This is a genomic window from Acidobacteriota bacterium (assembly GCA_016196035.1).
Classification (GTDB): domain Bacteria; phylum Acidobacteriota; class Blastocatellia; order RBC074; family RBC074; genus JACPYM01.
Genome location: JACPYM010000099.1, coordinates 188,360 through 200,487 on the forward strand (window position 1 = coordinate 188,360; position 12,128 = coordinate 200,487).

The 12,128-nt window shown below is 57.3% G+C and carries 9 protein-coding genes; 2 read left to right on the forward strand and 7 right to left on the reverse strand.

Annotated features, from left to right (window positions below):
- Positions 1-9: 9 nt before the first annotated feature.
- The gene (locus tag HY011_28740) at positions 10-3,957 is read right to left on the reverse strand and encodes a carboxypeptidase regulatory-like domain-containing protein (GenBank protein MBI3426935.1); all 3,948 of its coding nucleotides are present in this window, start codon (positions 3,955-3,957) and stop codon (positions 10-12) included.
- A gap of 304 nt (positions 3,958-4,261) precedes the next feature.
- Between HY011_28740 and HY011_28745 the strand changes: the two genes are divergently transcribed.
- Positions 4,262-5,044: a hypothetical protein gene (locus HY011_28745; protein ID MBI3426936.1), complete on the forward strand. Its 783-nt coding sequence runs from the start codon at positions 4,262-4,264 to the stop codon at positions 5,042-5,044.
- Here the strand turns inward: HY011_28745 and HY011_28750 are convergent.
- The 5 genes from HY011_28750 to HY011_28770 form a co-directional block, all read right to left on the reverse strand.
- Entirely contained in the window at positions 4,984-6,258 is a 1,275-nt protein-coding gene (locus HY011_28750; protein MBI3426937.1) for a glutathionylspermidine synthase family protein, read from the reverse strand. The two genes, HY011_28745 and HY011_28750, sit on opposite strands and share 61 nt — an antisense overlap.
- Entirely contained in the window at positions 6,259-6,678 is a 420-nt protein-coding gene (locus HY011_28755) for a clan AA aspartic protease (GenBank protein ID MBI3426938.1), read from the reverse strand.
- 28 nt (positions 6,679-6,706) lie between these two features.
- Positions 6,707-7,462, reverse strand: a complete 756-nt coding sequence (locus tag HY011_28760; protein MBI3426939.1) for a methyltransferase domain-containing protein — start codon at positions 7,460-7,462, stop codon at positions 6,707-6,709.
- 8 nt (positions 7,463-7,470) lie between these two features.
- Positions 7,471-7,890 (reverse strand): aspartyl protease family protein, encoded by a 420-nt coding sequence (locus tag HY011_28765; protein MBI3426940.1) that lies wholly within the window; start codon positions 7,888-7,890, stop codon positions 7,471-7,473.
- 308 nt (positions 7,891-8,198) lie between these two features.
- Positions 8,199-9,815: an SUMF1/EgtB/PvdO family nonheme iron enzyme gene (locus tag HY011_28770; GenBank protein ID MBI3426941.1), complete on the reverse strand. Its 1,617-nt coding sequence runs from the start codon at positions 9,813-9,815 to the stop codon at positions 8,199-8,201.
- Positions 9,816-9,997: 182 nt separating this feature from the next.
- Here HY011_28770 and HY011_28775 point away from each other — a divergent pair, with 182 nt between their 5' ends.
- A complete protein-coding gene (locus tag HY011_28775; protein ID MBI3426942.1) occupies positions 9,998-11,029 on the forward strand; it encodes a class I SAM-dependent methyltransferase in 1,032 nt (343 codons plus the stop codon).
- 70 nt (positions 11,030-11,099) lie between these two features.
- On the opposite strand, the gene HY011_28780 is transcribed toward HY011_28775, so the two are convergent.
- Positions 11,100-12,065, reverse strand: a complete 966-nt coding sequence (locus tag HY011_28780; protein ID MBI3426943.1) for a hypothetical protein — start codon at positions 12,063-12,065, stop codon at positions 11,100-11,102.
- Positions 12,066-12,128 lie beyond the last annotated feature (63 nt).

A 12,128-nucleotide genomic window follows, 5' to 3' on the forward strand; every position in this document is an offset into this window, starting at 1 on the left:
CTGACCACTTCAAAATACATATTTCAACGCAAACTGAATCTGCCGCGCATTAAAGAGCGTCTCGGTCGAACGTCCAAAGCTGGGGGCTTCGAGCACGCGCACCGGAATTGCAAAGTGCGTCCGGTTCCAGAGATTGAACGCTTCGACGCGGAAGACGAGCGATTGTCCTTCGCGCAGCCGGAAATTTTTGAAAACAGCCAGATCGGTTTTGAAGACGCCCGCCGCGCGGAACGTGTTGCGCCCAATGCGCCCGTTCTGCCCCAAGCCGGCCAATAACGTGACCGGGTTCGCCGTCAAAGCCAAGCGCTGCTGCCGGTCATCCAGCATCTGCAACCCGGTCAGCCGATCAAGGCGGTCGGTCAAATTGCCATCCAGGTTGATGTCGTAACTGCTGTTGACCGTGAACGGCTGGCCCGTTTGATACGCGGACAATGAAGCGAATTGCCAATTGCCGAACAGCACGCCTGTCACGCCTTTGCTGTCGTTGAAATAATGCAGCAACGGTACATTGCCCACGGCGCTCCAGACAAAGCGGTGGCGCACATCGAAGTTCGCGCTGGCACGCTCGGCCAACAGATTGCGATCATCCTGCGGCAAAGCAAAGGCACCCGCCACATCGAATACGTCCGACACATCGTCTATGGCATGCGACCAGGTATAGGCCGCCGTGAATTGGAAGCCCTGCGCGTAGCGTTTGGTCAGACTCGCCTGCAACGAATGGTAGTTGGACGCGGCGGTCGAATCGAAAATCGTATAGGCACCCAGTTGGGCATTGGGCCGGGTCGGGCGCGGCGAATTCAAATCGCCCAGCGGCGGCAGCGCCAGCGTCAAGCGGGGATTTGGTAGCAATCCCAAAATATCGAAGGGGATATTGATTGAATTCGGGCCGCCGTTTGGGGTGCGGAACCGCGTCAGCTTGACGCCCTTGGTGCCAACGTAGGCGAGATTGACCAAAAGGTTGTTAGACAACTCGCGCTCAAATTGCAGGTTGTATTGCAGCGTGTATGGCGAGCGCAAATTCTTGTCCGGCAAAGTAAACGCCAAGCCGCCACCCGAAGGCCGAATATCAGGATTGGCCGCAGCAGGGTCGAAAAGCAATCCCAACAATTGCTGCACAACGCCATTCGGCACGCGGATGGCGTTGAGTTGGCCTGCCCCGATGATTGAGGTTTCAACCGTGGCGTTGGCGTTTTGAATGCCGATATTGACAAAGCGCGGGTTGAACAATCCATAGGTGCCGCCCAGCGGCGTCCAGAAACGCGCTTGCGCATAGCCGAACGTGTTGGCATCAATGTTGACCGGGATAAATGTGGGGAAAACGTTGCGTGACTGGCTAACCACACTGCCCAGATTCAAATCGTAGTAGACGCCAAAGCCCGCGCGCACCACCGTCTTTCCGGCTTGCGTTTTGCTATGCGCGAGCGGATCCCAAGCCAGGCCGAAACGCGGCGCGACGTTATTGAAGTCTGCCTCGTAAATATCCTGGCGATTGCCCAGCACGCGGCGGTAGGCGGCCAGCGTATTGTTGAGCGCGCCAGTCAAGACCGTCGGATCGTAAACACGTTGCGGGTTGGCATAGATATTGACGATGCGCAAATTCGGATCGTTGGCGGGCAATTGGTTCAAGGCAAAAGTTTGTTCGATGCGCTGGTTGATCTCGTTCGGCACGGTGTTGAGTTCATACCGCACACCAAAATCGAGTGTCAGCCCGCGCCTGGCGCGCCAGTTGTCGTTCAGGAAAAAATTCAATTGCCAGAAACGCAGCCCAATCGTCGAATCGGGGGTGTTTAACGCCAGCGCCTGGGTAATGTTGGAGGGTAAGCCCAGCGCGGCAAAATCTGTCCCGCTGAAAAAGCCTGGCGTAGGCCCATCTTGACTAATGTTGCGGGCGGGCGCTTGCGGAAAAAACGCGGTCAGGTCGGGTGCGCCACCAAACACGACCTGTGGACGGTAATTGCGATTGAGAAAACTGTTCAGTTGCGTGCGGCGCAAGTCAAAGCCGTATTTGAGCGTTTGCCTGCCGCTGGCTTGTGTCAGCGCGTCAGCAACCTGGATCGTGTTATTCGCGCGCGCTTGCGGAAAAAGATTAACGTCCGTGCCCAGCGGACTGAACGGTGCGACGATCAACTGTCCAACCGTGCCGAGCGCTTGATCCGTCACCGTTCCGGCGTCGCGCACATAATCCACAAAATTCGGCGCGACCAGCGGATTGACGTTGTTGAAGGTGTAACCCGTATTTAACAGGAAGCCTTCTTTGGGCGCATAAAACGAAGGGCGCAATGCGGCGTCGCGCTTTTCAGTAAAGCGCAACCGCGTGCGCCCATAACTGGCCCGCAACTGATTGGACAGCGTGGTGGACAATTCCGAATTCAAAAAGAGCGAGACGTTCTGCGTGCCTACACGCGGGATCAGGCTGGCATAAATCGCCCCACCCACGGCGGGCACGATGCGTTCATCGTTGGTGAAGTTATACCGCGCTGTTGCCGTGTACTCTTTCCCCCAGGCGCTGAAACTATGATCCACTTTGGCTGAGAAGATCGTCCCGACGCCATCTGCCGGCAAGACTTGCGTGAACGTGTTTTCGCCGTAAGGGCCAAGCGGATTATTCGGCAACGGGAACAGTGAGAAAACCGAATCGCCCACCGGCGAGGTCGGGAAATACACATCCCGATTGTTCACCACAAAGCCGGACGCGCCAAAACCCAGAAACCCCCGCTGATTGACGTTGGGGACTGAAAAATGATGCTCCTGGCGCGCTTTCACATCCTGGCGCTCATACGAGCCAAAAAAGAACGTCTTATCTTTGTGCAGCGGGAAGCCAATCGCTCCGCCGCCCAGGTTACGCTGGAACTGATCCTCACCCAGCGAAGGATTCGGTCGCACGATGGGAATCGGCCCTTCGTTGGGATTGGTGCTATTCCGAATTGTAACCGGTATCCGGCGGCACGGATTGCCACAGTCGGGTTGGCCGTTGGTGTAGTCCCGAATGGCGCGCGCGGTAAGCGCGAAGCTGGGCGCCTTGTCCGAACTGTAATCGAAAAAATTCCGCGCGTTGAGCGCATTGTGATTGAAGAAATCGTAAAGCGTCCCGTGCACCTTGTTCGTGCCCGAACGCGAAACGGCGTTGACCTGCGACCCGCTGCTGCGCCCGGCTTCAGCGTCCCACAGTGAAGTGACGATCTGTATTTCTTTGACGCTCTCGATGCTTTGCGGCACCAGCGCGGTGAAGCCCTGACGGCGCACGCCCACGTCTTCGTCGTTGTTGTCCGAACCGTCCACCGTGAAGTTGTTGGAGCGCGCGCGCTGCCCATTCACGGCGAATTGCCCGGCGGTGCCGATGCCTGCGCCGATGCCGGGGCCGGCGACGCCCGCGACTTGGGGCGGCGAGGCTACGCCTGCGGCCAGCGTCGCCAAGACGTCAAAGGTACGGCTATCGGCCAGCGGCAGCGCCAGCAATTGGCTTTCGTCCGCGTTGGAACGGCGTGCGGCATCTGTTTGATTGGTGAGCTGCCCGGTTGAACCCAGCGCGGCAGGATTGGTCGTCGCAGCGGGTGTCGGTGCGGGCGTCGGGGTCGGAGGTTGTACGGCAACCACCGGCGGTGTTGCACCCACTGGCTCCAAGATAATGTCCGGTACAATCACACGCACTTGATTGAGATTGACCTTGACGGGCGGCGTACCCGCTTTCACCACAAACCCGGACTTCTCGGCTTCAATCCGGTATTTGCCGACCGGTAATAATGGAATTGAATAAAAGCCAGCCTCATTCGTGCGCCTGCTACGCGGATTTCCAGTTTCTTCGTTGATGGCGCGCACGACCACGTCAGGAACACCCGGCCCATTCTCACTTGACAGCACTTTGCCTTCTAACGTGCCCGTGATCGTATCAATCGTGGCAACCAGCGTGACGCCGCGACGGGCCTCCGGTTCAAGCGAATTGATGGCAGCCGCGCGCATCGGCCACGCCGTTTGCGCAACCAAAAGCGCGCACGCCAAAAACACCCGGCCAGAGTCTGGTAAAGATTGAACGAGCCACTGCATACTGCGTTACTCCACAATGCTGCCCAAGAGGACGATGAAGAATGAATGAACGTTCGGATTGCGACCCGGGACTTGCCAGCAGGACTAAGTTGATGATCGCGGCGGCCTCATTTCGCCCGTGGCCGCAGCGTTGCTGTGTGTGTCAGCCGTTGAAGTAGCGGCTATCTTATCCGGCTCGTGAGCGATGTCAACCGACCGCCTGTGACCGCTAGGCAAAGCCGTGAGTGTCATTTATCATCCGCCCGTCGCCTCACAAACAAGCAACTTCGTTCAACCCGCTCAAACTATGGAAACCATCGTCACCGTCAGTCGCTTCCTGCCGATCCTTTCGACCATTATTTCCGCCTGTTTCGCCTGGGTCATCTTTGCGCGCTATCGCCGCAAGCCCGAAGCCTTTCAATTATTGTGGTGGGGCATCGGCGTTGTGACCTACGGCGCGGGCACGCTGATCGAATCGTGGAATACGCTATTTGGCTGGTCAGCGCCGCTCTTCAAAGCCTGGTACATCGCGGGCGCCTTGCTGGGTGGCGCGCCGTTGGCTATCGGTTCGATTTATCTATTGCACGGCAAACGCGCGGGACACATCGCCGTAACGGTGCTGCTGTTGGTGGTCGGCATCACATCTGTTTTCGTCATCCTCTCGCCCATTCGCTACGAATTGGTTGACCCGCATTTGCTGAGCAGCAAGGTGCTGGCCTGGCAGGGCATCCGGCGCGTTTCGCCGTTTTTGAATACGGCGGCCTTTCTGTTTCTGGTCGGGGGCGCGGCCGCTTCCGCCGTGCGCTTTTTCAGCGATCCAGCGACACGCAATGTTTCGATTGGCAACATCTTCATCGCCAGCGGCGCGCTCTTGCCCGGCATTGGCGGGATGGGCAGCCGCATGGGCCACACGGAATTGCTTTATATCGGCGAATTCATCGGCGTGATTCTGATTTGGCTGGGCTACAACTCCTGTTTGAAGCCGCTGCCGGATACAAACGTCGGGGCTGTGGTCGAAGCGTAATCAGTCGCGCGTTGCGACAAGCGCGTGAACAGACCGGCGGCGCGTCCGCCCAGCAAATACACGCCGTAATTCGGCAGCAAGGGTGTCACGGCGTCGAGTGGCGCGACTTCAAAATAACGCTGTGCGACCCAGTGCTTTTGAATGGCGGACGTCAGCGCCAAGCGCCAATCCGCCGGCTTGACGAAGGGGCCGACCACGACCGAATCGCCCTCGCAACCGTAAGCCGATTTCAACACCCATTCCTCGCGCGGCAAGTGCTCAGTATCAAGCGTCGCCAACCGCCGGGTTTCAGGAAGGTGTTCGACGATCCAGGCGCGCGCTTGCGCAGAAAACAATTCCTGCCGCTCCCACATCAACGCCATGCTTAACTTGTTTTGCGTCACCACCGCGCCAAAGGGATTCACCACAGTGACGCGGCCTTCGTTTTCGGCTGCGAGCAGCAACAACAATTCGCGCGCCAGCGGGTCAGGGTCGGGATAGGGCGTCTGGTTGTCCCAGATCGTTTCGCGTTCGCCCCACCAGTCGGTTTTGTAATGCCGCAAGATCAAATCTACCGGTTGGCCCAGCACCGTTACACGCCGCTCAGCATTGAGTCCGAGGTTATACGGCGAACCCAAGACGACCGTGCAACCGCGCGCTTCTAGCCAGCGGCGATACAACGCGATCATGCTCAAGTCTTCGGGCATGTCGGTGGGATAGATAATCGCGACTGCGGGAGAGAGAGGAAGAGGGGGAGGGAGGGAGACAAGACTGGCCTGCATCATTTGCCAGAAATGCTCGGCGAAATTCGCATTCGGATCAGTCGTGTTTGGATGATACGGATGCAGCAACTGATTGAGCAACACCGTTTCGGCTTCGCCCGACGGCGTGTCGGAGTTGAGTTCGCACGCCTGAATGCGGCCATCGTTGCAAACAAACAAATCCACCCGGGCAATGCCGTGCCAGCGCCCTTCGCTGGCGAGCCACATCATTTTCTGAAAGGGAGTCAGGCCAAAGAAATCATCAAGCAATTCAGGCTGCGCCAGCACAATCTCGGCGAGTTCGTGATAGATGTGCGTGACGCGCTCGGCGGCGATGTAAAGCGCCTGCAACCGTTCCGGCGTGAGAATGACAGCTTGCAAGCGGAAGCGTTCGCGGCCATTCAGCCAGGGGTCAGACAGAATGCCGGTGGCGTAAAGTTGCCGCGCAAATTCGCCATAGGTGGGCAGAGTCATTTACTTGAGATGTTTTTTGGCGATGTATGGATTTTCAGGATTGACGATCAATTGCTGGCGCTTCGGATCAACCAAGACATCCATATCTTCCATTGGAATACTACCGAGCAATACCTCTGTGTCGCCGGGCAAGACCATTGCGCGCACAGTTGTTGCACGATTGGCGAAACGCACATCCACGGGGCCGACGATTTCCAACATGACGTGCGAACCATCTGCCAACTCAGCCTCTTGTTTATCGAGTACGGGCAAACCGAGTTGTGCTTTCAGATGATCATTGACAGCCAACATGTATGCGCCACTATCCACGAGGGCGGAAACCTTCGCGCGCCGCACCTCTTTCTCCTTCAGATATCCGCGCCGAAGCAACGCCAAGTCATCCGAACTGATCAATTCAATTTCAGCGTAGGTCAATCCCATATCAGACTCCTTTCACGGTCAATCATTGTCACGGTTTCTCAAACACCAGGAAATGCTGTTGCGGCAAAAATTCTTTCGTCTCTTTCCAGCGCAGCCCGACGAATTCCATCTCTTTGCGCGCTTGCTGGACGGTCATCTTGTGCGTGCGTTTGATCTGGACTTCGGGGTCTTCGCCGCGATATTCGATTTGAATGACGCGCCCGCCGGGTTTCAGCGCCTTGACGATGCTTTGCATCATCTCATAGGGGTAGGCGAACTCGTGATAAACATCCACCAAAAGCACGACGTCTACGGCATTGTCCGGCAGCTTCACGTCCTGCTCTGTGCTGCGAATTGCCACGACGTTGCCGGCTTTGAGCTTGGCTTTACGCTCTTCGATGACGTCGAGCATCTCGCGTTGAATGTCCACGGCAAAAACTTTGCCTTGCGAGACAACGCGGCTGAGGCGAAACGAAAAATAGCCCGTGCCCGCGCCGACATCGGCGACCACGTCGGCGGGCTTGAGTTTCATCTGTTCAACGACCTGGTCAGGTTGCTCTTCTTCGACACGTGCGGGCCGTTCCAGCCAGCTTGCGCCCGCGTAACCCATCACGTGCGCAATCTCGCGGCCCTGATAAAACTTGCCGGTGCCTTCGGGGTCGTGGTCGCGGCGGGTTTCGTAAATGGGCGGCTGGCCAGATGGGATGGACTGAGTGAACTGCGCGGACTTATCCGCCCGCAGTGCCTGCGCCTGTGAACACGCCAGCAAGGGGAGCAGCAGCGCGAGAATATGGAGTTTCTTCATAACGGCTTTCACTTGAGCGGCTTCTTGGCAAAGTAGGGGTTTTCAGGATTGACGATCAATTGCTGGCGCTTCGGATCAATCAACACATCCATATCTTCCATCGGGATGCTGCCCAACAGAACTTCCGCATCGCCCGGCAGCACCATTGCATCAACGCTGGTACGGCGATTTTCAAAGCGCACCTCGATTGGCCCGACAATCTCTAAGTTGACTTTTGACCCGTCCGCCAACTCCGCAATCTGATTGTCAATCACCGGCAAATCAAGCTGCGTTTTAATCTGATCATTGACCGCCAGCATGTATGCGCCGCTATCCACCAACGCCTGGACCTTTGTGCGTTTGATTTTGTCTTCCGGCAAATAACCCCGGCGATGCAGCACCAAATCATCAACACTGATCAATTCAATTTCCGCGCGGATTAAACCCATCACTTGTGATCTCCTTATCTTGCATTATCCCTTAACCGGGTTTGAACGCATACCATGTCCGCCCCTTTGCCCATCCCTGGGAGCGCCAGCATCCTTGCTGGCTATGAATAGAAGCCGCGTAGCGTTCCTTGACCGGCTCTTCCCCTACAACAATACGTGGAAAAGGAAGGCTGCGCCGCTTCTTCCCGGCCAGCAGGGATGCTGGCGCTCCCAGGCTGGGAAAATTTCCTGCGCCGAAGCGGCGCAGGGGGCTGGTGCATACGCACCTGCGCTTCGCGCACCGCCCCAAGAACAGTGACCAGAGCAGGCTAAGATGGGGGACGCGCCACCGCCACCCGAAAACCGTTAATGTCGTCGCGGACGATGGGGTAAATGTAGATGTGGCGGACAACAGAGCGCGCGTAGGATTGAGGATTGACCCACGACCCGCCGCCCCGCAGGACACGATACTCGCCTGCTAACGGGCCTTGCGGATCGGTGCTGTTCGCGCTTTGCCGATAGTAGTCCTTCCCATACCAATCCTGCACCCACTCCAACACATTGCCGTGCATATCGTACAAGCCCCAGGCATTCGGCTTTTTCTGTCCGAATGGATGCGTCTTGCCTTCGGAGTTCTTATCAAACCACGCATACTCGCCGAGCTGACTGGCATCGTCGCCAAAGCTGTATGCGCCCGTCGAACCCGCGCGGCAGGCATATTCCCACTCGGCTTCGGTCGGCAACCGATAGGTCGGATTGCCGGTCTTTTCCCGCAGTCGTTTGATGAACGCATTGGCGTCATTCCACGACACCGTTTCCACCGGCAGATCATCGCCTTTGAAACGGCTCGGATTGTTGTCGGCCCCCATCACAGCTTTCCATTGCGTCTGTGTCACTTCGTATTTGCCGATGGCGAAAGGCGACAGCGTCACTTTGTGTTTCGGTTTCTCATTGTCATTGCCCTTGTCCGAACCCATCTCAAAGGTGCCGCCAGACAACACGACCATCTCCAGCTTCACGCCATTGCTGAGGTCTTCGGCGAAGGATTGCAATTTGGCTGCGGCAATAGTCGGCGCAGATGTGGGGCTGCCACGATCAGGCACGATGGGACTGCCGTTGAGTAGCCACGCGGAATTCTTGATGCCCAGCCACGATGCCAAAACCGCGCTCAACACGAAGACCGCCATCAGCACTTTTCTGCGCCCGGCCTTCATTTCTTGAAAAGCGGTTTGCCCGCCCACTTGCAACAATGCGCGCAGTGCTCCCGCAAAACCTTGCAGGCCAAAACTGCGCGGAGGCTCAGTATCCGGCTTCTTGACGGGCGCTGCAGTTGGCTTGGCGACGCGGGGCTGTGCGGCTGGCTTAACGGGCGTTGGCTCGACCTTCTTTTCCACGGGCGGCGGCGGCACAGGCGGCGTGCCAAACGCAGTCGCATTCAAACTGATCGGACGCAACTCAGGAATCACGCCCAATGGCACTTCTTCAAACTCTGGCTGATGGGTCAGATGCCGCAACAGCTTCAAACAGCCTTCGTCGGTGTCAACGCGGTACCAGGTGTACTGCTTCAATCTGTCCGGGATGTGCGTGGCGTCGGCGGGGGTGAAGACGACCGGGATGAAGCGCGTGTTGCGCCCGGCGTTCTGATAAATCTCGTCGGTGATGATGGCCGCTTCCCAAGCTACGCCCAAGCCCTTGCCCGGCTCTTCGCGGCGTTCGGCACGGCGGCGGTAGGTTTCGGTACACACGATCAACGTGTAATCGGCTTCGCGGAGGCGTTCTTCCATCCACGCGCGCCAGCCGACAGACGGCGAAACCTCGCGGTGGTCAGAGACGCAATCAATGCCGCTGTGGCGCAAGCGCACGACCAGTTGATAGACGCGCAGCCGGTGCTCGTCGGATTCCTGGCTATAACTGATAAAAACTTTCGGCGCACTGGGGGAAGGCATGAAGTCGCATCCTCAGCTTTGGTTCCGGCATTCGGTCGCACGATACTGCCTGCGGTTTGACGGCGGGCAGCTTACCAAGAACGCGCTGAAACTGACAATGCTGCGTTGCCGGTGTGCGTGCCCGGCGTCTGGGCGTTTATACTCAGTGCAGTTTGATTTCACCCGCAAAAGGAAATGTTTTCATGGATCAACAAGCCCGCGAGATGAAGCTCGCCTGGGACAAACGCGCGGCGGAAGACGCCCGCTGGTACATCAACACTGTGCGCCGCCAGCAAACCGAAGAAGAATTTGACGCCAGTGGCCGTCACGAAGTGCAAAGCCAGGTTGTGGACGGCCTGGCGCTGCTGACCGGGGGCAGTGACCCACGCCAGTTGCGGTTGTTGGAAATAGGCTGCGGCATCGGGCGCATGACCAAACATCTGGCTGGCATTTTCGGCGAAGTTTACGCCGTGGATGTGTCGGCGGAGATGATTCGGCAAGCTCAAATGCGTCTGCAAAGCTTGGCGAATGTGCGGCTGTTTGAAACCGGCGGCGAGGATTTCGCGCTCTTCCCTGCCCAGAGCTTTGACGTGATTTTTTCGGCCTATGTGTTTCAGCACGTCCCCAGCGCCGCGATCATTCGCAGCAATCTGGTGGACGCCTGGCGCGTGCTTAAACCGGGCGGCGTTTGCAAATTTGTGACGAACGGCGTGACGGCGCCAGCGTCTGGCCCCACGGATTCGTGGCATGGCGCGGCGTTTCCCGAAGCGGCCTTGCGGCAACTGGCTGAAGAACTGGGCGCGCAACTGCTCGGCTTGTTTGGCGAAGAAACGCAATACTGCTGGACGATGTTGCGCCGCCGTATGCAAGCGGGGCCACCCGCCCGCACCCAAGCACCGCAGGTGGTTTTGCGCGGCCACACGGATGATCTTTCGGTCACTGAGATTTCCTTGAGCGGCGCGCGGCCTTATTTGACGCTGGTGTTGGCGGGGGAATTCAGTGAATGGGACGATGCGGCCTCAGTCAAAATCGAAGTGGCAGGGCGCACGCTTTTGCCGCGTTATGCCGGGCCACCTGGCACGAACGCAGTAGCTTCATTGCGCGACCACACGGCGGAATCGTTGTTCCAGGTGAATTTGCGGCTCCCGCCCGACTTACCCATTGGAGAGGCGCTGTTGCACGTGTCTTTGGCTGACAGTTCGGCGGTGTTGGTGAAAGTGACACTCAGCCGCTAAAAAGCAAGAAGGGGAAGCCGCCAGCAGCGCTTCCCCTTCTTCACAAATACAGCCAGATGAACTTGATTGGTTAGAACGACGGCACCGTGATCGTGTACGTGGACAACAGTTGCAGCACGTGCAAATTGTGCCCGCCATTGAAGACCGGGCCGCGATTTTGCGCATAGCCAAAAATCGGCTTGCCGCTGCCGTTAAAGCGCACCCAGCCCGTGCGTCCGGCGGGAATTTGCGTGTTCAATCCACCCGTAATGCGCAACGAGTTGAGCAAAAACGTGCTGTAGCAAGAGACGGACACGCTGGTCGAAAAGGCTGTTTCGGTATCGTTGTAAATGATGGTAAAGAGCCGCGTCGAAGGCGGCGGCGTGCCAATCGCCAAATTACTGGTCGGCGTCAGCAAGTTGATTTGGGTGCTATCAGTCACCTGACTGTTAAAGCTCGACAAACCGATGGCCGCTGGCAATTGCTCATACTGCTTGCCGTCAAACACCAAAAACGCGCTGCCGCTGCCATCATCCGGGACAGGGTTATTGGAAATTTTGGCGATACCGATGGCCTGAATGTTGGCTTGGCGGCCATCGGTCTCGCGGATGTATTCATCACCAATCAGCCAGTTGAATTTGGCCGGCCCGCTGCTCACTGCCATGACAATCAAATAACCAGTGACACCCGGATCGAAATCACTCATCAACAGCGTCGCGGTTTGGTTGCGAGTCAGGCCGATAAAAGAATCGGCGACCGAACAACTGCTGCCATCCACCGCAAACAGGTGCAGGTCTATGTCCTGGGTTTGACTCGTGTTGGTAATGTTAATTTGCGTATCGCCCAATTGCGGCGCCGAAGCGTTGCTGGTGTATTTCGGGAAGATCAAAATGCTCGCCGGCTTATAATCGCTGAGTACGCTATATTCCGGCGGATTGTTGAGCGACGGCACTGGCGTTGGGGTGGGTGCCTGCGCAAAGGCGATCGCGCTAAACAAGTTTAGCGCAGTTAAAACAAAAACGAGCCTAGTGAGGTTGTGTGTACGTAGTTTATTCATAAGCCTTCCTCCGAAGTTCCAAAGTCCAAATAATCAAAAACCTAAGGTGTGAGCGTGACAGAG